General features: G+C 72.6%; 21 protein-coding genes. 18 read left to right on the top strand and 3 right to left on the bottom strand.

What is annotated here, in order from left to right; all coding sequences use genetic code 11:
* The first annotated feature begins 32 nt into the window (after window positions 1–32).
* The 3 genes from AB0937_RS02975 to AB0937_RS02965 are packed head-to-tail and all read left to right on the top strand — an operon-like array spanning window position 33 to window position 2,604.
* The gene (locus AB0937_RS02975; RefSeq protein ID WP_366709169.1) at window positions 33–566 is read left to right on the top strand and encodes a PadR family transcriptional regulator; all 534 of its coding nucleotides are present in this window, start codon (window positions 33–35) and stop codon (window positions 564–566) included.
* A complete protein-coding gene (locus AB0937_RS02970) occupies window positions 563–1,249 on the top strand; it encodes an ABC transporter ATP-binding protein (RefSeq protein ID WP_366709168.1) in 687 nt (228 codons plus the stop codon). The genes AB0937_RS02975 and AB0937_RS02970 overlap by 4 nt, the downstream gene beginning before the upstream one ends.
* Entirely contained in the window at window positions 1,246–2,604 is a 1,359-nt protein-coding gene (locus AB0937_RS02965; RefSeq protein WP_366709167.1) for an FtsX-like permease family protein, read from the top strand. Before AB0937_RS02970 ends, AB0937_RS02965 begins: the two co-directional genes overlap by 4 nt.
* 289 nt (window positions 2,605–2,893) lie before the next feature.
* Here the strand turns inward: AB0937_RS02965 and AB0937_RS02960 are convergent, their stop codons facing one another.
* On the bottom strand, window positions 2,894–3,430 hold the full coding sequence (locus AB0937_RS02960) for an HNH endonuclease (protein WP_086560153.1): 537 nt from the start codon (window positions 3,428–3,430) through the stop codon (window positions 2,894–2,896).
* Window positions 3,431–3,772: 342 nt separating this feature from the next.
* Between AB0937_RS02960 and AB0937_RS02955 the strand changes: the two genes are divergently transcribed.
* From AB0937_RS02955 to AB0937_RS02925, 7 genes are all read left to right on the top strand, one after another.
* A complete protein-coding gene (locus AB0937_RS02955) occupies window positions 3,773–4,852 on the top strand; it encodes a mechanosensitive ion channel family protein (RefSeq protein WP_366709333.1) in 1,080 nt (359 codons plus the stop codon).
* 256 nt (window positions 4,853–5,108) lie between these two features.
* Window positions 5,109–6,320, top strand: coding sequence for an ROK family transcriptional regulator (locus tag AB0937_RS02950; RefSeq protein ID WP_366709166.1), 1,212 nt, complete (start codon window positions 5,109–5,111; stop codon window positions 6,318–6,320).
* Window positions 6,321–6,379: 59 nt separating this feature from the next.
* Entirely contained in the window at window positions 6,380–7,717 is a 1,338-nt protein-coding gene (locus AB0937_RS02945) for an ABC transporter substrate-binding protein (RefSeq protein ID WP_366709165.1), read from the top strand.
* Between the two features lie 3 nt (window positions 7,718–7,720).
* Entirely contained in the window at window positions 7,721–8,665 is a 945-nt protein-coding gene (locus AB0937_RS02940; RefSeq protein ID WP_366709164.1) for a sugar ABC transporter permease, read from the top strand.
* On the top strand, window positions 8,662–9,555 hold the full coding sequence (locus AB0937_RS02935; protein WP_366709163.1) for a carbohydrate ABC transporter permease: 894 nt from the start codon (window positions 8,662–8,664) through the stop codon (window positions 9,553–9,555). The genes AB0937_RS02940 and AB0937_RS02935 overlap by 4 nt, the downstream gene beginning before the upstream one ends.
* A gap of 6 nt (window positions 9,556–9,561) precedes the next feature.
* Complete coding sequence (locus AB0937_RS02930; protein WP_366709162.1) at window positions 9,562–10,827, top strand: 6-phospho-beta-glucosidase; 1,266 nt, start codon at window positions 9,562–9,564, stop codon at window positions 10,825–10,827.
* Window positions 10,818–11,819 (top strand): BadF/BadG/BcrA/BcrD ATPase family protein, encoded by a 1,002-nt coding sequence (locus AB0937_RS02925; RefSeq protein WP_366709161.1) that lies wholly within the window; start codon window positions 10,818–10,820, stop codon window positions 11,817–11,819. The genes AB0937_RS02930 and AB0937_RS02925 overlap by 10 nt, the downstream gene beginning before the upstream one ends.
* A 21-nt stretch (window positions 11,820–11,840) precedes the next feature.
* On the opposite strand, the gene AB0937_RS02920 is transcribed toward AB0937_RS02925, so the two are convergent.
* On the bottom strand, window positions 11,841–12,032 hold the full coding sequence (locus tag AB0937_RS02920; RefSeq protein WP_366709160.1) for a hypothetical protein: 192 nt from the start codon (window positions 12,030–12,032) through the stop codon (window positions 11,841–11,843).
* Between the two features lie 215 nt (window positions 12,033–12,247).
* Between AB0937_RS02920 and AB0937_RS02915 the strand changes: the two genes are divergently transcribed.
* The 7 genes from AB0937_RS02915 (at window position 12,248) to AB0937_RS02885 (ending at window position 23,013) form a co-directional block, all read left to right on the top strand.
* Window positions 12,248–13,714: a hypothetical protein gene (locus AB0937_RS02915; protein WP_366709159.1), complete on the top strand. Its 1,467-nt coding sequence runs from the start codon at window positions 12,248–12,250 to the stop codon at window positions 13,712–13,714.
* Window positions 13,711–14,763, top strand: coding sequence for a glutamate ABC transporter substrate-binding protein (locus AB0937_RS02910; RefSeq protein ID WP_366709158.1), 1,053 nt, complete (start codon window positions 13,711–13,713; stop codon window positions 14,761–14,763). The genes AB0937_RS02915 and AB0937_RS02910 overlap by 4 nt, the downstream gene beginning before the upstream one ends.
* Before the next feature lie 68 nt (window positions 14,764–14,831).
* Entirely contained in the window at window positions 14,832–16,166 is a 1,335-nt protein-coding gene (locus tag AB0937_RS02905) for a hypothetical protein (protein WP_366709157.1), read from the top strand.
* A 17-nt stretch (window positions 16,167–16,183) separates the two neighbouring features.
* Window positions 16,184–18,745, top strand: a complete 2,562-nt coding sequence (locus AB0937_RS02900) for a tetratricopeptide repeat protein (protein ID WP_366709156.1) — start codon at window positions 16,184–16,186, stop codon at window positions 18,743–18,745.
* A 3-nt stretch (window positions 18,746–18,748) separates the two neighbouring features.
* Complete coding sequence (locus AB0937_RS02895; protein ID WP_366709155.1) at window positions 18,749–20,164, top strand: PP2C family serine/threonine-protein phosphatase; 1,416 nt, start codon at window positions 18,749–18,751, stop codon at window positions 20,162–20,164.
* 99 nt (window positions 20,165–20,263) lie between these two features.
* Window positions 20,264–21,610, top strand: a complete 1,347-nt coding sequence (locus AB0937_RS02890; protein ID WP_366709154.1) for a VWA domain-containing protein — start codon at window positions 20,264–20,266, stop codon at window positions 21,608–21,610.
* A 32-nt stretch (window positions 21,611–21,642) separates the two neighbouring features.
* Entirely contained in the window at window positions 21,643–23,013 is a 1,371-nt protein-coding gene (locus AB0937_RS02885) for an FHA domain-containing protein (RefSeq protein ID WP_366709153.1), read from the top strand.
* Between the two features lie 19 nt (window positions 23,014–23,032).
* Here AB0937_RS02885 and AB0937_RS02880 read toward each other — a convergent pair whose 3' ends face one another.
* Complete coding sequence (locus AB0937_RS02880) at window positions 23,033–24,016, bottom strand: methyltransferase domain-containing protein (protein WP_366709152.1); 984 nt, start codon at window positions 24,014–24,016, stop codon at window positions 23,033–23,035.
* 79 nt (window positions 24,017–24,095) lie between these two features.
* Here AB0937_RS02880 and AB0937_RS02875 point away from each other — a divergent pair, with 79 nt between their 5' ends.
* On the top strand, window positions 24,096–24,509 hold the full coding sequence (locus tag AB0937_RS02875; RefSeq protein ID WP_234847451.1) for a globin: 414 nt from the start codon (window positions 24,096–24,098) through the stop codon (window positions 24,507–24,509).
* Window positions 24,510–24,555: the final 46 nt, after the last annotated feature.

Here is a 24,555-nt window from a genome sequence, read left to right as displayed (position 1 = left end):
TCAGTACATGTACTCAGTACATAATGATCGGCATGAGCACCCGCCACATCCTGCTGGGCCTGCTCGCGACGGGTCCGAGCCATGGCTACGACCTCAAGCGGCGCCACGACGAACGCTTCCCGCAGGCCCGCCCGCTGGCCTACGGGCAGGTCTACACGACCCTGCAGCGCCTCGTGCGGGACGGCCTCGCCGAGGTCGACGGCACCGGCTCGGACGGCGGCCCGGAGCGCACGGCGTACCGGGCGACCGACGAGGGGACCCACGAACTGGCCCGGTGGGCCGGGGAGATCGCACCCCCCGCACCCTTCGTGGCCAACGAGATCTTCGCCAAGGTCGTGGTCGCGATCCTCTCCGGCGGTGACCCGGCCCGGTACCTGAGCGCCCAGCGCGCCGCGCACATGGAACGGATGCGGGAGCTCACGGCGGTCAAGGCCGCCAAGGGCGCCGATCTCGCGACCGTGCTCTCGGCGGACTACGCCCTCAACCACCTCGACGCCGACCTCCGCTGGATGAGCACCACGGCGGACCGGCTCACCACCCTGACCGCGGAGGTCGACGCAGCATGAGCAGACCCGTGCCCCTTCTCACGGCCGCCGGTCTCACCAAGGCGCACGGCCGGACACCCGCCCTGCGCGGCGCGTCGGTCGAACTGCACGCCGGAGAGATCCTCGCCGTGACCGGCGCGAGCGGCAGCGGGAAATCGACGCTGCTGCACTGCCTGGCCGGCATCGTCCGCCCGGACGCGGGCTCGGTCACCTACGACGGCCGGCGGCTGGAGGACCTGCCCGAGAAGCGGCTGAGCGAGCTGCGGCGCACCGAGTTCGGCGTGGTGTTCCAGTTCGGCCAGCTCATCCCCGAGCTGACGGTCCTGGACAACGCCGCCCTGCCGCTGCTGCTGGCGGGCACCGGCCGGGCCGAGGCCCGGGCCCGGGCCGGTGAGTGGCTGGAGCGGTTCGGGGTGCGGGGCCAGGAGGACCTGCGGCCGGGCGAGCTGAGCGGCGGCCAGGCGCAGCGGGCCGCACTGGCCCGGGCCCTGGTCACCGGCCCGCGGGTGGTCTTCGCCGACGAGCCGACGGGCGCGCTGGACTCCCTGGCCGGCGAGCAGGTCATGACGGCCCTCGTCCACACGGCCCGCGACGCGGGCACGGCCGTCCTGCTGATCACGCACGACGCCCAGGTGGCCGCGTACGCGGACCGCGAGGTCCGGCTGCGGGACGGGGCCGTGGCGGCGCTGGGGGTGACGGCGTGACGTCGCTCCGGGCCGATCTGCGCCTCGCCTGGGAACTCACCCGGGGGTCCGACCGCGGCGAATGGTGGCGGGTGACCCTCACGGCGGTGGGCGCCGCGCTCGCGACCGGCTTCGCCCTGGCAGCCGTCGCCCTGGCGTCCCTGCGCGGCGGCAGCTACTACGTGCCCGTCGCCTCGGGCCTGCTGAACGAGCCCGGCACGCGGTCCGGCGTGATCGCCGGCCTGCTGCTCCTGCTCGTGCCGGTACTCGGGTTCCTCGGCCAGTGCGCCCGGATCGGGGCGGTGCACCGCGACCGGCGGCTGGCCGGCCTGCGGCTGGCCGGGGCGACGCCCTGGCAGGTGCGGCGGATCGCCGCGCTGGAGACCGGGCTCGCCTGTCTGCTGGGCTCGGCCGTCGCCACCGTCTTCTCCGTGCTGCTCCTGCTGCGCCTCTGGGACCGGCCCACGGCCCTCACCTGGGCGGGGATCGCTCTGGTCGCCGTCGCCGTACCGCTGCTGGGCGCGGCGGCGGGCGCGCTGGCGCTGCGCCGGGTGGTGGCCTCGCCCCTCGGCTGGGTGCGCAGGGTCGCGCCGCGCAGCGGACGGGGACCGGGGCTGCTGTTCCTGGCGGGGCTGCTGCTGGTCGGGGCGGCGGCGCTGTTCGCCCTGCTCGGCACGTCCCCGGCCGCATCCAACCGGCCGAGCGCCGGGCTGCCGCTGACGATGGTGGGTGTGGTCCTCGCGGTCGGCGCGGGCTCGGTGTGGCTCTCCGGGGCCGTGGCCAAGGGCATGGGGCGGCTCCTGGCGGCCCGGGCCCGGTCGGCGGCGGTCCTGATCGCGGCGGAGCGGCTGCGCGACGACCCGTGGGCGGCCGCCCGTACGCACGCGGCGGTGCTGCTGGTGACGGTCGTCGGGGGCGGCTTCATGGGCATCCGGGAGGTCTTCCTGGATGCGGTGCACTCCAGCGAGAGCCTCACCGAGAACCTGGGCTACTACACCCGGGGCATCGACCTCACGGGCGCCGCCGTCGCGGTCGCCCTCGCGATCACGCTGTCCGGTCTCGCCCTCGGCACCGCCGAGTCCATGGCCACCCGCCGCCGGGGCCTGGCCGCGCAGGCCGCCGCCGGGGTGCCGCGCGCGGTGCTCGGCCGGTCCCTGCTGCTGGAGACCGCGCTGCCGCTGGCGCCGGCGGTGCTGCTCGCGGGCCTGGGCGGGACGGCCATCGGCACCTGGTACGCGCTGCTCACCGACCACCCGGTTCCCTGGGTGACGGTCCTGGTCCCTCTCGCCGTCTACGCCGCCTGCCTGCTCGCCGCGGCAACCTCACTGCCGCTGCTGGGCCGCTCGGTGCGACCCGGGGAGCTGCGCTACGCGTGACATGGGTCCGGTGGGGCCGGCGGGGCTGCCCATGACCGGCCGGGCCCCGGGGGAACGGGGGGTTTCCCGGGGCCCCTGGCCCAGGCGGGCGCGACGGATTCCCAGGCCGGTGGCCCGTGCGAGCAGGCGCAGGGGATTCCCGGGCCGGAGGCCCAGGCAAGCGCGGCGGATTCCCAGACCGGAGGCCCAGGCAAGCGCGGCGGATTCCCAGACCGGAGGCCCAGGCAAGCGCAGGGCGATACCGCCGCCGGGCGGCGGTATCGCGGCAATACGAAGGCCCGGATCCTCGTCAGGCGGAAATGCCGTCGATCCGGGCCATGGCGTCGTCCGCGCCGTACGGCTGCAAGTACGGCAGCCAGCGCGGGTCCCTATGGCCGGTCCCGATGATGCGCCAGGCCAGGCCCGACGGCGGGGCGGGTTTGTGGCGCAGCCGCCAGCCGATCTCGAAGAGGTGCCGGTCGGCCTTCACGTGGTTGCAGCGGCGGCAGGACGCCACCACGTTGTCCCAGACGTGCTTGCCCCCGCGACTGCGCGGGATGACGTGGTCGACGCTGGTTGCGACGCCACCGCAGTACATGCACCGGCCCCCGTCGCGGGCGAACAGCGCCCGGCGGGTGAGAGGAACGGGCCCCCGATAGGGAACCCGGACGAATCGCTTGAGCCGGACCACGCTGGGTGCGGGGACTGTGACGGTCGCGCTGTGCAGATAGGCGCCGGACTCCTCGAGGCAGACGGCCTTGTTCTCGAGGACGAGGACGAGCGCGCGGCGGAGCGGTACGACGCCGAGTGGCTCGTACGACGCGTTGAGGACCAGGACATGCGGCACGGATGCCTCCTTGGACGCCGGCGGCGCGTGGCTCGCGCCGGGACGATTCGTAGCCAGTCTCCCCTCATGCCTGGTGGAAGCGCCACCATGTCCCCGTAACGGGCTGGGAGTGTTTTCGACCACATCCCATTCATCCCCAGGATCATGGCCTGTTCAAGCCCAGGTGAGCACGGTCTCTCCTTCACACATTCCGCGATAGCACACACAATGCCCCGTTAGTGTGGTGGTTCTGCCCCTTCGGTGACCCTGCCGTGACCTTGACCCCCTGAACCACCGCACCGGGGCGGACCGCTGCACCTGGAGGTACCTGCCGTGTCCCTGTCCCTCGCGGACGCCGTCCTGATGGCCGCCGACCCGTCACCGTCGCCGACCCCCTCGGATACCCAGTCCCCGAGAGTGCCTTCGCTCCAGGACGCCCAGGAGAGCGCGACGAACGCCGCCGGCTGGGTCGAGCAGAACTGGTCGACGTGGCTGGCGATCGGGCTCCGGGTCCTGCTCATCGTCGTCATAGCCGCAGTGCTGAGGGTCTTCGTACGACGGGCCATCACCAAGCTGATCGACCGCATGAACCGGACCGTCCAGTCCGTGGACGGCAGCGCGCTGGGCGGCCTGCTCGTGAACGTCGAGCGCCGGCGGCAGCGCTCGCAGGCCATCGGCTCGGTGCTCCGCTCGGTGGCGTCGTTCCTGATCATCGGCACCGCGGCGCTGATGATCCTCGGCACCTTCCAGATCAATCTCGCCCCGCTGCTGGCCTCGGCCGGTGTCGCCGGTGTCGCGATCGGCTTCGGTGCCCGCAACCTCGTCACGGACTTCCTGTCCGGCGTCTTCATGATCCTGGAGGACCAGTACGGCGTCGGCGACACGATCGACGCGGGCGTCGCCTCCGGCGAGGTGATCGAGGTGGGCCTGCGTGTGACCAAGCTGCGCGGCGACGGCGGTGAGATCTGGTACGTCCGCAACGGCGAGGTCAAGCGCATCGGCAACCTCTCCCAGGGCTGGGCCACGGCCAACGTCGACGTCACCGTGCACGCCGGCGAGGACCTGGACAAGGTCAAGGCCACCCTGGACGAGGTCGCCGAGAAGATGAGCGCCGAGGAGCCCTGGAACGAACTGCTGTGGGGCCCGATCGAGGTCCTGGGCCTGGACAGCGTGCTGCTGGACTCCATGGTCGTGCGCGTCACGGCCAAGACGATGCCCGGCAAGTCCCTGACCGTGGAGCGCGAGCTGCGCTGGCGCGTCAAGCGGGCCTTCGACGCGGCGGACATCCGGATCGTCGGCGGCGCCACGGCCTCGGTGGAGGAGCAGCCCGTCGACCCGACGGCGGGGATGGCCGCGCCGTCGGTGTACGCGAACACGGCGTCCCCGCAGTCGGCGGCGGCGTCCCCGCTCGCTCCCCCCACGCCGACGAGCACCACGAAGTAGCAGCACACCCGACGAAGGAGGGCGGTGTCCGGTTCTGCCGGGCACCGCCCTCCTGGCATGTCCGGCAGACAGGTCCACCAGACAGGACCGGCCCACGACAGGCCGTCCCCTCTTGACGCCCGTGTGACACCGGGCCTACCTTCCTCCCACCGATAGGAAACTTTCCTAACAATGATCTCGAGGGCAGGGCCGTCCGATGGACTTCCCCGCCTGATCACTGAGAAGCTGAGCAGCCGAAGGGCAGGTGTGGACACGCATGGCAGGAACCGCCGGCACGCCGGGCACCCCGCGCGTCCTGCGCGCCATGAACGACCGGGCCGCCCTCGACCTGCTGCTGGAGCACGGACAGCTCTCCCGCACCCGGATCGGCAAGCTCACCGGCCTGTCCAAGCCGACCGCCTCCCAGCTGCTGGCCCGCCTGGAGGCGGCGGGCCTCGTCCTGGCCACCGGCACCACCGAAGGCCGGCCGGGGCCCAGCGCCCAGCTCTACGAGGTCAACCCGGCGGCCGGTTACGCGGCCGGGCTCGACGTCACTCCCCAGCGGATCCTCGCCGCCGTCGCCGACATCACCGGCCGCACGGTCGGCCGCCACGAGCTGCCCACCCCCGGCCGGCGCACCGGCACCCCGGTCGTCCAGCAGGTCACCGACGCCCTGGACGGCGCGGTGAAAGCGGCGGGCCTCGCCCGGGACGACATCCACCGCCTGGTCATCGGCACTCCCGGCGCCTTCGACCCGGCCACCGGCCGGCTGCGCTACGCCTCCCACCTTCCCGGCTGGCACTCCCCCACCCTGCTGGACGAGCTCGCCGCCGCGCTGCCGATGCCGTTCGAGTACGAGAACGACGTCAATCTGGTCGCGCTCGCCGAGCAGCGCCTCGGCGCGGCCCGGGGCCACACGGACTTCGTGCTGCTGTGGAACGAGGAGGGCCTGGGCGCCGCCCTGGTGCTGGGCGGCCGGCTGCACCGCGGCTGGACCGGCGGCGCCGGCGAGGTCGGCTTCCTGCCGGTGCCGGGCACCCCCCTGGTCCGCCAGGTCACCAAGGCCAACAGCGGCGGCTACCAGGAACTCGCCGGTTCGCAGGCCGTTCCCCGGCTGGCCGGGGAGCTCGGCATCCAGGACATCCCTCAGGGGCCGTACGCCGAGGCCGCCGCCGAACTGCTCGCCAGGGCGGCGCGGTCGGACGACGACGCCCACCGGCACCTCCTCGGGACCTACGCGACCCGGCTGGCCACCGGTCTGGCCTCGCTGGTCTCGGTCCTCGACCCCGAACTCGTCGTGCTGAGCGGCGCATCCCTCACGTCGGGCGGCGAGCCCCTGCGCGCCCTCGTCCAGGCCGAACTGGAAGAGCTGGCCGCCTCCCGCCCGCGCCTGGTCGTGGGCGACGTCCGTGAACACCCCGTGCTGCGCGGCGCCCTGGAGAGCGCCCTCGCGACGACGCGCGACGAGGTCTTCGACACCTCCCGCTGACCCACCCCCCTTCCGCATACCCCGTCTCCCCCTCTTCCCCGTCCTCAGGGAGCTCCGCCATGCCCGGAAAATCCAGAAAAACAGTCATCTCACTCGCCGCCTCCGCCTCCCTCGCCCTCCTCGCCACCGCGTGCACCGGCCAGTCCGACGCCGGTGCGGGCGACGACGCGTCCAAGGAGACGACCATCACCTTCTGGCACGCCTGGAGCGCGCCCTCGGAGGTGAAGGCCGTCCAGGACCTGGTCACGGGGTTCGAGAAGGCGCACCCCAACATCCACGTCGACGTCGTCGGCAACATGACGGACGACAAGATGAACCAGGCCCTGCGCACCGGCGGCGGCAAGGCCCCGGACGTGATCTCGTCGTTCACCACGAACAGCGTCGGCAAGTTCTGCTCCTCGGGCGCCCTGGTGGACCTCAACCCGTTCTTCGAGAAGTCGGGCGTCGACCCGCGGCAGACCTTCCCGAAGGCGATGAACGAGTACACCCAGTTCGACGGCGACCGCTGCGCGGTCCCCCTCCTCGGGGACGCCTACGGCCTCTACTACAACAAGACGGCGTTCGAGAAGGCCGGCATCACCACCCCGCCCAAGACCTGGTCGGAGTTCGAGAAGGACGCGAAGAAGCTGACGATCCGCCAGGGCGACTCGTACAAGCAGCTCGGCTTCATGCCGAACTACCACGGCTGGGAGACCACCACCGAGCACTACCTCGGCCAGTTCTCCCCGACGTACTTCGACAAGGACGGCAAGTCGAACGTCGGCAAGGACCCGGCGTTCGAGAAGGCGTTCACGCTCCAGAAGAAGCTGGTCGACGAACTCGGCGGCTACCGCAGGCTGGAGACGTACCGCTCGAAGCTCGGTGACGAGTGGGGCCCCAAGCACCCCTTCCACACCGGCCAGGTCGCCATGCAGCTCGACGGTGAGTGGCGTCTGGGCATGGCCCTGGACACCAAGCCGAAGTTCGACATCGGCGTGGCCCCGCTGCCCGTCCCCGACGACCAGGCCGACCAGTACGGCAAGGGCTACATCACCGGCACCATCGCCGGCATCGCCGCGACCAGCAGGAAGCAGAACGCGGCCTGGGAGCTGGTGAAGTACATGACCACCGACACGGACGCGGTGGTGGACTTCTCCAACGCCATCCACAACGTACCCTCGACGCTGGCGGCCCTGAAGTCCCCGAAGCTGAAGTACGACCCACGGTTCAAGACGTTCCTGGAGATCGCCGCGAACCCGCACTCCACCACGGCCCCCGCCTCCGTCAACGGCGGCGTCTACCTCACGACCGTCCAGCAGTTCGGCTACGACTACGAGAGCGGCAGGGCGACCGACCTGAAGCAGGGCCTTCGGGAAACCGCCCGGCAGATCGACACGGACATCGCGCAGGCGAAGTAGGCCATGAGCACTCCCACCCTGCGCGCGAAACACCGCCGCTCGGCCCTGCGCACCCTGGCGTTCCTGTCGCCCTGGCTGATCGGCTTCTCGGTCTTCTTCGCCTACCCCCTGCTCTCCACCGTCTACTTCTCGTTCATGCGGTACGACGGCTTCAAACCGCCTGCGTGGGCGGGCACGAAGAACTGGGCGTACGTCTTCGAGCACTACCCCCTCTTCTGGCCCGCCCTGCGCAACACCCTGTGGCTGGTCGTCGTCATGGTCACGCTCCGGGTCGCCTTCGGCCTGGGCGTGGGCCTGCTGATCACCAGGATCAAGACGGCCACGGGTGTCTTCCGCACCCTCTTCTACCTGCCCTACCTGGCCCCGCCGGTCGCGGCCACGATGGCCTTCGCCTTCCTCCTCAACCCCGGCACGGGCCCGGTCGACTCGCTCCTCGACAGGGCCGGTCTGCCCACCCCCGGCTGGTTCAACGACCCCACCTGGTCGAAGCCGGCCCTGACCCTGCTGGCCCTGTGGGGCATCGGCGACCTGATGGTCATCTTCATGGCGGCCCTGCTCGACGTGCCGAAGGAGCAGTACGAGGCGGCCGAACTGGACGGCGCGAGCCCCTGGCAGCGCTTCCGCTACGTCACGCTCCCGAACATCTCGCCGATCGTCATGTTCGCGGTCGTCACGGGCGTGATCCAGACGATGCAGTACTACACCCAGCCGCTGATCGCCGGAAAGGTCGCCTCGGGCGTGATCCAGGGTGCGGGCACCCTGTTCGAGCCCGGCTACCCCGACAAGTCGACCCTCACCCTTCCCCAACTCGTCTACAACCTGGGGTTCCAGCGCTTCGACTACGGCTCGGCCTGTGTGGTGGCCCTGGTCCTCTTCACCCTCTCCATGGCCTTCACAGCCCTCCTGATGCGCCGCCGGGGCGGCCTGATCCAGGCAGGTGAACGATGACACAGCTGCTCGACAAGCCCCTGGAGCTGAAGACCCCGCCCTCCCCGTCGGAACGCACCGCCCACCGCAGGGCGTTGCTGGAATGGATCGCGATCCACTCGCTCGGCATCGCGGCGGCCCTCTTCTTCACGCTCCCCTTCGTCTTCGTCTTCCTCACCTCCCTGATGAGCGACAGCCAGGCGCTGAGCCGCGACCTGATCCCGCACACCTGGGAGTGGGGCAACTACGCCGAGGTCCTCGACACCCCCGGCTTCCTCACCTGGTGGAGGAACACCCTCGTCTACGCGGGCCTGGGCACGGTTCTCACGGTCGTCTCCTCGATCCCCGTCGCCTACGCCCTGGCCAAGTTCCGCTTCCGCGGCCGCAATCTCGCGCTGATGCTGGTCATCTCGATGATGATGCTGCCGCCGCAGGTGGTCGTCATCCCGATGTACCTGTTCTGGGCGAAGCAGCTGGACCTGTCCGGCTCGCTCTGGCCGCTGATCATCCCCATGGCGTTCGGCGACGCGTTCTCGATCTTCCTGCTGCGCCAGTTCCTGACGACGATCCCCGACGAGTACGTGGACGCGGCCAAGGTGGACGGCTGCGGTGACCTGCGCACGCTGCTGAAGGTCGTTCTGCCGATGGCCAAGCCGGGCATAGCCGCAGTGGCCCTCTTCCAGTTCTTCTACGCGTGGAACGACTACTTCGGCCCCCAGATCTACGCCTCGGAGAACCCTGGCGCCTGGACGCTCTCCTACGGCCTGGAGTCGTTCAAGGGCGCGCACCACACCGACTGGAACCTCACCATGGCCGCCACCGTGCTGGTCATGGCCCCCGTGATCCTCGTGTTCTTCTTCGCCCAGAAGGCGTTCGTCGAGGGTGTCACGCTCACCGGAGTAAAGGGTTAAGCAGACATGAAACTCACCGTGGTCGGCGGAGGCTCGACCTACACCCCCGAACTCGTGGACGGCTTCGCCCGCCTGAGGGACACCCTGCCCGTCGAGGAACTGGTCCTGATGGACCCCGCCCAGGACCGTCTCGACCTGGTCGGCGGCCTGGCCCGCCGCATCCTCGCCCGCCAGGACCACCCGGGCCGCGTCACCACGACCAGCGACCTGGACGAGGCCGTGGACGGCGCTGACGCGGTCCTCCTGCAACTGCGCGTGGGCGGCCAGGCGGCCCGCGAGCAGGACGAGACCTGGCCCCTGGAATGCGGCTGCGTGGGCCAGGAGACCACCGGCGCCGGCGGGCTGGCGAAGGCCCTGCGCACGGTCCCGGTCGTCCTGGACATCGCGGACCGCGTCCGCCGTACCAACCCCGGGGCCTGGATCATCGACTTCACGAATCCGGTGGGCATCGTCACCCGCGCCCTGCTCCAGGCGGGCCACAAGGCGGTGGGCCTGTGCAACGTGGCGATCGGCCTCCAGCGCAAGTTCGCCGGCCTGCTGAACGTGACGCCGTCGGACGTCCACCTCGACCACGTGGGCCTCAACCACCTCACCTGGGAGACGGCCGTACGCCTGGGCGGCCCGGAAGGCGAGGACGTCCTGCCGAAACTGCTGGGCGAGCACGGCGACACGATCGCCGCGGACCTCCGCCTGCCCCGCCCCCTGCTCGACACCCTGGGCGTGGTCCCCTCCTACTACCTGCGCTACTACTACGCGCACGACGAGGTCGTGAGGGAACTGAGGACGAAACCGTCCCGAGCGGCCGAAGTGGCGGCGATGGAAAGCCGACTGCTCGCGATGTACGCGGACCCGGCCCTGGACGAGAAGCCGGAGCTGCTCGCCCAGCGGGGCGGCGCCTTCTACTCGGAGGCGGCGGTGGACCTGGCGGCGGCCCTGCTGGGCGGCGGCGGCTCGCCGTACCAGGTGGTGAACACGTACAACCGGGGCACGCTCCCGTTCCTGCCCGACGACGCGGTGATCGAGGTGCAGGCGGCGGTGGGGTCCAAGGGCGCGGCTCCGCTGCCTGTGCCCCCCGTGGATCCCCTCTGCGCCGGCCTGATGGCGAGCGTGACGGCCTACGAGGACCTGGCCCTCCGGGCCGCCCTGCACGGCGGCAGGGACCGTGTCCTGCGTGCCCTGCTCTCCCATCCCCTCGTCGGGCAGTACGCGTACGCCGAGACGCTCACCGACCGGCTGATCGCACACAACCGGGAGCACCTCGCGTGGGCCTGACCGCACGAGTCCTCGCCATCGACGCGGGCAACAGCAAGACGGACGTCGCGATCGTGACGGCGGACGGGGACGTCCTCGCCACGGCACGCGGGGGCGGCTTCCGCCCGCCGGCCGTGGGAGTGGACGCGGCGGTGGACGACCTGGCGCAGACCGTGACGAAGGCCCTCACCGCCGCGGGGCTCACCTCGGTCACGCACGTCTCGGCGTGCCTGGCGAACGCCGACTTCCCCGTGGAGGAGGACCGGTTGGCGGCGGCGCTGCGGGCCCGCGCGTGGGGCGCGACGGTGACGGTCCGCAACGACACCTTCGCCATCCTGCGGGCCGGTGCGGCGGAACCCCGGGGCGTGGCGGTCGTCTGCGGCGCGGGCATCAACTGCGTGGGCATGCGCCCCGACGGCCGCACGGCCCGCTTCCCGGCCCTGGGCAGAGTCTCGGGGGACTGGGGCGGCGGCTGGGGCCTGTCCGAGGAGGCCCTGTGGCACGCGTCCCGGGCGGAGGACGGCCGCGGTGCCCCCACCGCCCTGTCCCGCACCCTCCCCGCCCACTTCGGACTGCCGTCCGTGTACGCCCTCGTGGAGGCGCTGCACCTGGAGCACATCCCGGTGCTCCGGCGCCACGAACTGACCCCGGTCCTCTTCGCCACCGCCGCCGACGGCGACACGATCGCCCGCACGATCGTGGAACGCCAGGCCGAGGAGGTGGTCTCCATGGCGGTGGTCGCCCTGACCCGCCTGGACCTCCTGGACGAGCCCGCCCCGGTCCTCCTGGGCGGCGGCGTCCTGTCGGCCCGGCACGCCCAACTGAACAACCACATCGAGCACTTGCTGACAGCCCGTGCCCCGAAGGCGATGCCGCAGGTGGTGACGGCCGCCCCGGTCCTGGGCGCGGCACTGCTGGGGCTGGACACCGTCGGAGCGCGGGAGGGGGCACAGGAGAGGCTGCGGACGTACTACGGGCGTGAGCCGGGCGGGCTTCGGTGGCGCCCTTCCTGAAGGGCGCCACCGACAGGCCCGTCAGCCCCCGTACGTGGCCTCGGATTCACCGAGCACGGTGGTGAAGTCCGAGGCCAGCCGCGCCGCCTCGGCATGGCCCGGTCCGCCCAGCGCGGCATCGGACCACTCGCGGTCACCGCCGCCATCGCCGCCGGGCCCCTCGGCCGGGCCGCTCCCGGAAGCGCCGTCGCCCTGGTCTGTCCCGGCCAGCACCGCCTGGTCCGGGACCGCCTCGACAAGCCCCTGGACACCGTCGCGCTCCCGGCCGGGGCCGGCCGGACGGGGAACCCCACGGGAACCGAACCCCCTCGCCGTACGTGTTCCTGAGGGGGCGAGGGGTGGTGCGCCACGCTGCGATCCGATCAAGATCAGGGCAAGGCCGGTGCGGATGTCGGCCCCGGCAGCGATACTTGCGGCGACGGATGACCATGGGGGAGGTCACAGTGACGTACACGCCGAAGAGCAGCCCGCCACCACCGGGCCCGGGCCTGCCCGTCCTGCCGGCGGTCCCGGCGCAGGCAGCACCCGCCACCCGGCCGCCCGGAAACGCCCCGGCGACCCCCACTCCCCCGACGGGCCCCCGCCGTACCGCCTTCGCCGAGGGCCTCGACCAGCTCCGCTCCGCCGCCACCACCGAGCCGGGGCGTCTGCGCATCATCGGCGCCCTCCTGGCCCTCCTGGTCCTCGCCTTCGGCGCCGTCACCGCCTGGCAGATGACCGACCGCGCGGCCGCCGCCGACGACGTCCTCACCCGCAGCCAGCCCCTCAGCTCGGACGCCGCCGACATCTACCGCTCCCTCGCGGACGCCAACACCGCCGCCTCCAGCGGCTTCCTCGCCGGCGGTCAGGAATCGGCCGCCAGCCGCGACCGCTACGAGCGCGACATCCGCACGGCCGCGGAGAAGCTCGTCAACGCCGCCGCGAACGCCGACCCGGACTCGCCGTCCACGGCGACGATCGCCAAGCTCAACAGACTCCTCCCGGAGTACAAGGGCCTGGTGGAGCGCGCCCGCACGTACAACCGGCAGGGCTTCCCCGTCGGCGGCGCCTACCTCCGCTACGCCAACGAGAAGATGCAGCAGCAGATGCTCCCGGCGGCGGAGGACCTCTACCAGAAGGAGAACCAGCGCCTCGGCGCGGACTACGCGGCCGCCACGCCCTACCCCTGGGCGGCCATCGCCCTCGGCGTCGCCGCCCTGGCCGCCCTCGCCTGGGCCCAGCACCGCAACTACCGGCGGACGAACAGGGTCCTCAACCACGGCCTGGTCGCCGCGACCGCCACGGCGACGGTCGTCCTGCTCTGGCTGGTCGTCGGCCACACCCTCGCCCGCGCGGGCCTGAACGACTCCTTCGACCACGGCGTCCGTTCCCTGAACGTCCTGCACGACGCGCGCATCGCCTCCCTCAAGGCCCGGGGCAACGAGAACCTGACCCTGGTCGCCCGCGGCGCGGAGACGAAGAAGGTCGGCGAAGAGACGTACGACGCCTACGACTACGACTTCGGCACGGACATCAAGGCCCTCGCCACCCACCTGGCGGCAGCCGAGAAGCTCGCCGACGACACCTCGGGCGAACGCCCCGTCACCGCCGCCATGGGCAACATGCAGGAGTGGAAGAGGCGCCACGGCGCGGCCCGCGAGCAGGACGAGAACGGCAACTACCAGCAGGCGCTGGACAGGGTCATCGGCGCCAAGGACGCGACCGGCGAGTGCTTCGACAGCGTCGACGAGAACCTGCGCACGGCACTCGCGCACGAGGAGACGGAGTTCGAACGCGCGGCGGGCGACGGCCGGGACGCGCTGACGGGCATGCCGGCGGGTGTGGCCGTACTGGCGGTGCTGGGCGCGGCGGGCGCGGTCCTGGGCATCGGCCGCAGGCTGTCGGAGTACCGATGAACGGGCCAGGGGCGAAGGGAGGAACGACCGTGCGAGACACGCTCAGGGGCTGGGGCGGAGTGACCGCGATGGCAGTCGTCTGCGCCCTGGTGGCGCTGGTGGCCCTGTGCCTGCCGCTCACCACGACCACGAAGTCCGCCCAGAACACCACCGCGACCACCCGCACCGCCGAGGCCAGGGCGGAGGAGGACTGCGAGGCCCCCGAGAAGCAGACCCTCTCCCCCTCGTCCGCCGACGGCGACACCATCCGGGCGATCAAGAACCGCAAGGGCGAGAAGCGCAAACTGGTCGTCGGCGTCGACCAGAACAGCTACCGGTGGGGCTACCGCAACCCCAACAGCGGCAAGACCGCGGAGCTCGAGGGCTTCGACATCGACCTGGTCCACCGCATCGCGGAGGACATCCTCGGCGACCCCGACGCCGTCCAGTTCAAGGCGATCCCCACCAACCAGCGCATCCCGGCGATCCAGGACGGCAGCGTGGACATGGTCGTCCGCACGATGACGATCAACTGCGCCCGCATCGCCGACGTCGCCTTCTCCGCCCCCTACTTCAAGACGGGCCAGCAGGTCCTCGCCCCGAAGTCCTCGCCCGTCAAGGGCTACGACGACACGCTCGCGGGCCGCAAGGTCTGCACGGCGGCCGGTTCCACGGCGTACTCCACGCTGGAGGCGGACCAGAACGCCGGCGAACTGCCCGCCAGCACCGACATATCCACCACCGTCCCGAACCAACTCGACTGTCTGGTGCGGCTCCAGCTCGGTGAGGTCGACGCCGTGGTCACCGACGGCGCGCTCGCCGCGAGCCAGGCGGCACAGGATCCGACGGTCCAGCTCAAGGGCGACGCCTTCACTGCCGAGTACTACGGCGTGGCGATGAAGAAGGACGCGGACGATCTGGTACGCCGGGTCAACCAGATCCTCGTGGACTACCGCAAGGACACCGCGAACGGCTGGCAGGCGTCGTACGACCAATGGCTGTCGGCAACACTGGGCAAGGATGCGAAGAAGTCGGAACCCCCGGCACCGCAGTACCTCCGCACGAGCTGACGACCGGCACACGACCGGACCACGACGACAAGCCCCCCGACGGGCACGACCGCAGCGAGAGGTGATCGATGGGCGTCACGGGACCCACCGGGCCGGTGATGGACCGGGACGAGGTGGACCGTGCGCTGGCGCGGCTCGGCGCGGAACACGAGGCGATCGAGACCTCCCTCCTCGCCCTCCAGGACCACGCGGGCCGCAGACTCCTGGAGGGCGCCGAGCTGACCGGCGTCACCCAGGAGCGCTGGACGTCCACGGAGGCGTCGATCACGCTGCTGTGGACGTACTTCGACGCGTACACCGACGCGCTGCGCTCCGCCCGCGACATCCGGGCCCGCCGCCGCTGGTCCAGCCGCGAGGACCTCGTGGAACTGACGGAACTGCTGAACGGCGAGTCCGTCACGGTCGCGGGCAGCGCCACGGCGACGGCCAACGCCCCCACGCTGCACGGCAGTCCGACGAAGCTCAGCGAGCGCTACTCGCTCAGCACCCTCGTCGACCGGATGAACGAGCTGTACGCGGCGAGCCTGGACATGGTGGTGGCCGCGGACGCGGTCTGGTCGGCCCTGCCGGCCCGGATCGACCTGCTCGCGGCCGAACTCCAGCGCACCCGACGGCTCGCGCACTCGGTCGGCGTGCGCCCCGGCGAGCACCCGGCCGGTGACGACCTGGAGCGCATCACGCGGATACTGACCAAACTGCGCGAGCAGGTGGTCTCGGACCCGCTGGCGTTCTGGCTGGCCGCGGAGGGCAGTTCGGCGCCCGGCGGCGGAAGGCCGGACACGACGGTGTACGACCGCGAGGCACGCGCCCTGGAGGACGTCCGCCGCGAGATCGACGCCGTACTGACGGTCCGCCAGGACGCCGAGAAGCGCATCGTGAGGCTGCGGGACATCCTCAGCCGCGCGGACCGCACGCTCGCCGAGGCGCGCACGGCACGCGGCGAGGTCCTCGCGAAGATCGCGGCGACGGAGGTGCCGGTCGTCAGCGGACCGCCGACCGTGCTGCAGGAGCAGCTGGCGGCTGCGGCCGAGTACCGCAGGCAGGCCCAGTGGCACCGGCTGTCGCCGCTGCTGGAGTCGCTGGAGCAGAAGGCCGAGGACGAACTGCTGCGGGCCCGCGAGTCGTTGACGGCGGTCACCGCCCCGCTGGCGGTCCGCGCCGAGCTGCGCGGCCGTCTCGACGCGTACAAGGCGAAGGTCGCCCGGCACGGCTTCGCCGAGGACACGCTGCTGGTGGAGCGGTACGAGAAGGCGCGCCGCATGCTGTGGAGCGCCCCCTGCGACCTGCGGGCCGCCGAGCAGGCGGTGCTGCGCTTCCAGCACGCGGCCGCGGAGCTGCTCGGCGGCCCCCGGGTGCCGGGGCAGGACGTGCCGCAGGACGGCCGGAGGGGGCCGGGCGCATGAGTGACGAGGGGGAGTCCATGACTCAGGCACCGCAGGAGGCCGCCGGTGCGCCGCCACGCGCCTGCCAGCGCCCCGGCTGCGAGGGCGCGTACGAGGACGTGGGGGGCGGCGAACTGTACTGCGACACCTGTGGTCTGGCCCCGGTCGTGGCGGCCGGGGGTCCCTCCTCCGGGGCGGGCATGGTCGGTTCGCCGCCCACCGGCGTCACCGCCGGGGGCCGGGGTGGCTCCCGCGGGTCCGGCAGTGGCGGTTCCCGCTCCAGCAGCCGCAGTTCGCGCACGTCCTCCCAGTCGTCGAAGTCCCGCCGCTCGGTGTCGGGGCGCCTGTCGCGATCCCTGTCGGGGAAGTCGACGGGCCGTTCGGTGTCGGTGCGCAGCTCCGGCTCGACCGCCGGTTCCGGATCCCGCGGCCGGCTGGGCGCCGGGCTGGTGCAGGTGCCGCCGATCCCGCGGCCCGACCCGCGCGAGATGGTCCTGGACAACCCGGAGGTGCCCGAGCGGAAGCGGTTCTGCTCGCGCTCGGACTGCGGCTCCCCGGTGGGCCGGGCGCGCGGCGACCGGCCGGGCCGCACGGAGGGCTTCTGCACCAAGTGCGGCCACCCGTACTCCTTCGTGCCGAAGCTGAAGTCCGGGGACGTGGTGCACGGCCAGTACGAGGTGGTCGGCTGCCTCGCGCACGGCGGGCTGGGCTGGATCTACCTCGCCGTCGACCGGGCGGTCTCCGACCGCTGGGTGGTTCTCAAGGGCCTGCTGGACACGGGCGACCAGGACGCGATGGCGGCGGCGATCTCCGAGCGGCGGTTCCTCGCGGAGATCGAGCACGCCAACATCGTGCGGATCTACAACTTCGTGGAGCATCTGGACCAGCGCACGGGCTCGCTCGACGGCTACATCGTCATGGAGTACGTCGGCGGCAAGTCCCTCAAGGAGATCGCCAACGCCCGCCGCACCGCCCAGGGCAGACGCGACCCGCTGCCGGTGGAGCAGGCCTGCGCGTACGGCATCGAGGCGCTGGAGGCACTCGGGCACCTGCACAGCCGCAACCTGCTGTACTGCGACTTCAAGGTCGACAACGCCATCCAGACCGAGGACCAGCTCAAGCTGATCGACATGGGCGCGGTGCGCCGGATGGACGACGAGGAGTCGGCCATCTACGGCACCGTCGGCTACCAGGCCCCGGAGGTCGCCGAGGCGGGCCCGTCGGTGGCGAGTGACCTGTACACGGTCGCCCGGACCCTCGCGGTCATGACCTTCGACTTCCAGGGCTACACGAACGTCTACGCCGACTCCCTGCCCGACCCGGACCACATCGAGGTGTTCCGGCAGTACGAGTCGTTCTACCGGCTCCTGGTGCGCGCCACGGATCCGGACCCTGCCCGCCGGTTCGCCTCCGCGCAGGAGATGACCGAGCAGCTGACGGGCGTCCTGCGGGAGGTCGTCTCCCTCCAGACGGGCCGTGCCCGCCCCGCCCTGTCCACGCTGTTCGGCCCGGAACTGCGGGTGACGGACACCGAGTTGTTCCCGCGGCTGGACGGCGAGGTGTCCCGCCTGGGCACGCGGGTGGTACCCGCCCGGGCTCGCGCCGGCGCCCCGGCCGGCCTGCCGCACCCGCGGGGGCCCGAGGGCCCGCACAGCCTCGTCAGGCCCGTCGACACCCCGGCCGCCGCCTTCGCCCTGCCCGTCCCGCGCGTCGACCCGACCGACCCCAACGCCGGTTTCCTGGCGGGCCTGATGACCTCGGCGCCGGGCGAGCTCCTCGGCGCCCTGGCTGCCGCGCCGGCCCCGTCGATCGAGACGCGGCTGCGGCAGATCCGGGCCTGGCTGGAGACCGGTGACCCGGTCGCGGCGCTGCGGGAGCTGGTCGCGCTGGAGGGTGAGCGGCCCGACGACTGGCGGGTGGTCTGGTACCGGGGCGTGGCGGCGCTGGTGACGGGCGACGACGAGGGCGCGGCCCTCGCCTTCGACGCGATCTACGACGCCTTCCCGGGCGAGATCGCGCCCAAGCTGGCGCTCGGCCTGTGCGCGGAGGTGCTGGGCCAGCTCGACAACGCTGCCGAGTACTACCGGCTGGTGTGGTCCACCGACCCGAGCTATGTGAGCGCCGCGTTCGGCCTGGCCCGCGTCCAGCTGGCGACCGGGGACCGGCACGGTGCCGTACGGACGCTGGAGTCGGTCCCGGAGTCCTCCATCCACTACACGGCGGCGCGGGTCGCGGCCGTCCGGGCACGGCTGCGGCAGCGCACGCCGACCGCCGCCGACGCCGCGTTCCTGGGGGATCTGACGGCCTCCGCCGCGCAGGTCGAGGCGCTGGAGGCGTACGGTCTGGATCCGGCGCGCCGGGAGCGGTTGTCGGCCGAAGTCCTCGGTTGCGCGCTGGACTGGGTACTCTCCGGGGGCCAGGGTTCCGCCCCTCCCGCCGCCGGGGGACGGACGCTGCTCGGCAGCGGCCTGGACGAGCGGGGCCTGCGCTTCGGTCTGGAACGCTCGTACCGCACGCTGGCCCGGCTGGCGCGGGGCGGCGAGGAGAGGATCGACCTGGTGGAACGTGCCAATCGTTACCGCCCCCGGACGTGGGTGTAGTTGATGTCGCAGATGCCCCAGTTGTCCGCCTGCCCGAGTTGCGAGGAACCCCTCGAATCGGGTGACCGTTTCTGCGGCGCGTGCGGATACGACCTGTCCGCCGTGCCGGAACGGCCGCAGGACAACCCGACCATCGCCCTGAACGGCTCGGTGCCCGCCCAGGGCCCTCCGGCCGGCGCGTATCCCGAGCCCCCGCCGGCGCCCCCCGCCGGCGCGGCCTGGCCCGCTCCCGGGCCGGACGGCGCGGGCGCCCCGGAGGCGGTGCACCTGCCGTCGGGCCTCCCGGGCAGCGGCCCGGGAGGATCCGCCCTGCCGCCAGAGGCGCCTCCGCCGCCGAGCGCCCCGCCGGCCGCGGCCGGGGGCGTGCGCTTCGACCGGCCGCCGCGGCCCGACGAGCCCGCCGCGTCACCGGAGATCTACCAGACACAGCCCGACGAGTACCTCCTCCAGGCACCGGACCCACGGGTGTCCGCCGACCCCGCGGCGCAGGCCGCGGGCGCCGGCGGCAAGGTCTGCGTCGCCTGCCGGGCCGGCCGCGTGGACGACGACGGCTACTGCGAGAACTGCGGCCACGCCCAGCCGCGCGAACGGGACCACATGGAGCAGGAGTCCGGCCCGGTGGCCGCGGTCAGCGACCGCGGTCTGCGCCACCACCGCAACGAGGACGCGTTCGCCGTCGGCACCACCACGCTGCCCGACGGCTCGCCCGCCTCCGTCGCGATCGTCTGCGACGGCGTCTCCTCGGCGACCCGCCCCGACGACGCCTCCGCGGCGGCGTCCAAGGCGGCGAGCGAGACGCTGCTGTCGGCGCTGCCGCGCGGCACGCACCCGCAGCAGGCGATGCACGACGCGATCCTCGCCGCCTCCCGTGCCGTCAACTCGCTCGCCGCGGAACCGGCCACGGCACGCGAGCAGGCCCCGCACCAGAACGCCCCCGCGTGCACCATCGTCGGCGCCGTGGTGACGTCGGGTCTGCTGATCGTCGGCTGGGTCGGCGACAGCCGCGCCTACTGGGTGCCGGTCGACCGGAGCGCTCCCCCCGCCCGGCTCACCGAGGACGACTCCTGGGCCGCGCAGATGGTCGCCGCCGGCCTGATGAACGAGGCGGAGGCCTACGCCGACGAACGCGCCCACGCGATCACCGGCTGGCTCGGCGCCGACGCCTACGAACTGGAGCCGCACACCGCCGCGTTCAAACCGGACCGGCCCGGTGTGGTCGTGGTCTGCACGGACGGCCTGTGGAACTACGCGGAGGCGGCCGAGGAGATGGCCCGCGTCGTCCCCCTCGACGCCACCGCGCATCCACTGCACAGTGCCCGGGTGCTCGTCGGTCACGCCCTGGACGGCGGGGGCCACGACAACGTAACAGTGGCGCTCGTGCCGTTCCCGGCCGTGCCCCAGGGGGCAGGATCGGCCTGAGGCCACGTACGGGGACGCCTCGGCGGACCGGAGGGGACCGGTCCGCCTACTGTCATCACCCCGCCGCGGCGGGGGCTTTGAAGGGGGATCGAAGCAGGCATGGCCAACTTCTCGAAGTCGAACGCGCCCCAGTTCTCGGTGGACGTCTACCAGAACGAGTACCTGCCGGAGGGTGCCGGCGAGGTCAACGCCATCGTCACGGTGACGGCGACCGGCGGCGGCACGATCGGCAGCGCGGTCGCGGCGCCCCACCTCTACGCGCCCGGCCAGGGCCCGTCGGCGGCCGTGGCGATCATGGTCGACTGCTCGGGGTCGATGGACTACCCGCCGACCAAGATGCGCAACGCCCGGGACGCCACCGCCGCGGCGATCGACACCCTGCGCGACGGGGTGCACTTCGCGGTGATCGGCGGGACGCACGTGGCGAAGGAGGTCTACCCGGGCGGCGGGCGCGTCGCGGTCGCCGACACCACCACCCGGGAGCAGGCCAAGCAGGCGCTGCGCTCGCTCAGCGCGGGCGGCGGAACGGCCATCGGCACGTGGCTGAAGCTGGCCGACCGCCTGCTGTCCTCCGCGGACGTCGCGATCCGGCACGGCATCCTGCTCACCGACGGCCGCAACGAGCACGAGTCGCCCCAGGACCTCAAAGCCGCGCTCGACGCATGCGCCGGGCGCTTCACGTGTGACGCGCGTGGCGTGGGCACCGACTGGGAAGTGAAAGAAGTCACAGGGATCGCCTCCGCGCTGCTCGGCACCGCCGACATCGTCGCCGACCCGGCCGCGCTCGCCGCCGACTTCACGCAGATGATGGAAACGGCGATGGGCAAGGAGGTCGCGGACGTCTCGCTGCGGCTGTGGACCCCGGTCGACACGACCGTGAAGTTCGTCAAACAGGTCGCCCCGACGGTCGAGGAACTGACCGGCCGGCGCACCGAGGCGGGCCCGCGCGCCGGCGACTACCCCCTTGGTTCCTGGGGAGATGAGTCGCGTGACTACCACGTCTGTGTGCAGGTCCCGGTCGCGAACATCGGGCAGGAGATGCTGGCGGCCCGGATCTCACTGGTCGTTCCGCAGCCCGACGGCAGCGTCCACAACCTCGGCGCGCAGGGTCTGGTGCGGGCCGTGTGGACGGACGACATGGTCGCCTCGACGTCGATCAACCCTCAGGTCGCCCACTACACCGGGCAGGCCGAACTGGCACAAGTCATCCAACAAGGGCTGGATCTTCGCAAGTCAGGCGATATGGATGGAGCAACGGCCAAACTGGGCCGGGCTGTTCAGCTCGCGAGTGCCTCCGGGAACGCCGATACTGCGAAACTGCTTGCGAAGGTGGTGGACGTGGTCGATGCCGCGACCGGTACTGTGCGACTGAAGGCGAAGGTCGCGGAGGCTGACGAGATGACGCTCGAAACCCGTTCCACCAAGACCGTTCGCGTCAAGAAGTGACCTAGAAGAGATCGAAGGAGGGACGCGCCGACATGCCGACCTGCCCGAACGGACACCAGTCGGGTTCCGACGACTGGTGCGAGGTCTGCGGTCACCGCATGGCGGGTGCCGTGCCTCCGCCTCCTCCCCCGCCGCCGCCCGGTGGCTACGGCTTCCCGCCCCCCGCCGGCCAGGGGGGCCCGCAGGGCCCCGGCGGCCAGCCCGGTGGACGCCCGCCGCACCTGTCCGCCGTGCCGAACGCCGAGCCGGAGCTCTGCCCGCAGTGCCGTACGCCCCGTGAGGGCGGTGCGCCGTTCTGCGAGGAGTGCCGGTGGAACTTCCTGACGAACACGGCGACGTCGTACACCCCCGCGGCCCCGCCGTCCGGTCCCGGGGCGCACTTCCCGCCGCCGGGCCGGCAGGGCCCGCCCGGTCCGTCGTACGGCGGCGGTGACTCCTACGAGTACCACGGCTCCCGCCCGTCCCAGGTGAACCGCCCGGCCGAGCCGATCCCGCCGTTCGGCAGCGACCCGTCCGGCCGTCCCGGCCCCGGCGGCCCGCAGGGCGGCGGCTACGGCTACCCGCAGCCCGGCGCTGCCCCGACTTCGCCCGGACCCGGCGGCCCCGGTGGCTTCGGCGGTCCTCCCGGCCCGGGCGGACCCGGTGGTCCTGGTCCCGGTGGCCCTGGCGGCTTCGGTGCCGACCCCTCGCGGCCGGTCCCGCCCGGACCCGGTGGTCCCGGCGGCCCCGGTGGTGCCCCGCAGGCGTTCCACCAGTCCGGCCCGCCGGCCCCGCCCGGGTTCCCCCAGGAGACCCAGCGGCCCCCGCAGCAGGGCGGTCCGTCCTTCGGCGGCGGTGACGACGACTGGGTGATCTCCCCGCCGACCTCAGGCCCGGGCGGCCAGGGTGGCCCCGGCGGCCCCGGTCAGGGCGGCTACGGCTACCCGCAGCCCGGCGCGACCCAGGCCCCGCCCGGCCCCGGCGGCTTCCCTCAGCAGCCCCAGGCGCCCCAGGGACCCGCGACGTGGACCGTGACCATCGGCCCGGACCGCGACTACTTCATGGCGATGATGCAGCGCTCCGGCCCCGAGGCGGCGGGCCTGAACCTGCCCGCGTACTCGCCCGAGCAGCAGCGCACGCTCTCCGGAAACCAGCTCACGATCGGCCGCCGCCGGCATTCCACCGGCGACACCCCCGACATCGACCTGTCGACGCCGCCGGAGGACCCGGGCGTCTCGCACCAGCACGCGGTGCTGGTCCAGCAGCCGGACGGCAGCTGGGCGGTCGTCGACCAGAACTCGACGAACGGCACGACGGTGAACGGGTCGGACGAACCGATCCAGCCCTTCGTCCCCGTACCGCTCCAGGACGGAGACCGGGTGCACGTGGGCGCCTGGACGACGATCACGATCCGCCGCGGCTGAGGCGGATCACCGGGCTCGTTCACGACGGGAGGGGCCAGGCGTACGGCCCCTCCGGGTCGTCAAGCCAGGCCCACTCCGCCTCCTCGCCGACCGTGATGCCGTAGCGCTCGCGCTGCGGTCTGCCCTCCTGCTCCCACAGCGCGTGGGCCTCCTGCGGGTCCAGGCTGCCCCGGGTCAGGGCCAGCAGGAACCGGAACAGGTCGTCCTCCCGGGCCCGGTGCGGCACCCCGCCCAGTTGCAACGGCTCGCCCCCGGGCCGGCCGGCGCCGCGCAGCGGCACGAAGTAGGCGGGCGTGTGCAGGAAGCGTCCCTCGGCGTGCCCCGCACCGGTCACCGTCAGCAGGATCAGACCGGTGGCCAGCGGCATGAGGATCCGGCCCCCGGGGCGGCTCTGGGCCACCCAGGCGCGCGGGACGCAGCCCAGGGCGCAGGTGGCGATGATCCGGTCGAACGGCGCGCGCTCGGGCACGCCCCGGGCCCCGTCGCCGGTGACGACGACCGGGTGGTACCCGGCGGCCGCCAGGTGCCGGCGGGCCGACTCGGTGATCTCCGGGTCGAGGTCGACGGTCGTGACCTTGTCGTCGCCCAGCCGGTGGGCCAGCAGCGCCGCGTTGTAGCCGGTGCCGGCGCCGATCTCCAGGACCGTGTGACCGTCCCGCACCCCCAGCGCGGCCAGCATGTCCGCCATCAGGGACGGCTGGCTGCTGGAGGACAGCAGCTCGCCGTCGCGCAGCCGGGTGGCCAGCGGGGTGTCCTCGTAGGCGCCGCGCAGCCACCGCTCCCGCGCCCCGGGGTCGGCGCTCTCGCCCCAGCGGCGCTCGTAGCCGCGGGCGACACCGACGTAGTAGTACGGCACGAAGAGGTGCCGCGGGACGGCCGCGAAGGCCTCCCGCCAGCCCGGGTCTCCGGCCCAGGCCCCGCTCGCCTCGATCCGCCGCACCAGCGCCGCCCGCGCGGCGGCCGCGAGACCGTCGGGTTCCCTGCCGGGTGCGTGGCCGACCATGTCTCCACAGTAGGGGCAGGGGCCGGAGGGCAGGGGCTGGGTCCTAGGTCTTGAGTCCTATGCCGGGGCGTCTGAGACCATGGATCGCGTGAATGAGATTCGGCGCGGCACGCTTCAGGAGCAGACCTTCTACGAGCAGGTCGGCGGGGAGGAGACCTTCCGCCGGCTGGTCCACCGTTTCTACGAGGGAGTCGCCGAGGACCCGCTGCTGCGGCCCATGTACCCCGAGGAGGACCTGGGCCCGGCCGAGGAGCGCCTCGCGCTGTTCCTCATCCAGTACTGGGGCGGCCCGACGACGTACAGCGACAACCGCGGCCACCCCCGGCTGCGGATGCGGCACGCGCCCTTCACGGTCGACCGGGCGGCGCACGACGCGTGGCTGAAGCACATGCGGGTCGCCGTCGAGGAACTCGGCCTGTCCGAGGAGCACGAGCACACGCTGTGGAAGTACCTGACGTACGCGGCGGCCTCGATGGTCAACACCGCGGGCTGACGCCCGCGGCGCGTCTGCGGGGGCTGCTCAGCGGACGCTGACGCCG

Source organism: Streptomyces sp. NPDC047880 (genome assembly GCF_040706515.1).
Taxonomy (GTDB): Bacteria; Actinomycetota; Actinomycetes; order Streptomycetales; family Streptomycetaceae; genus Streptomyces.
The sequence above is the reverse complement of the archived record's forward strand: the minus strand, read 5'-3'. Positions and strand labels throughout refer to the sequence as shown.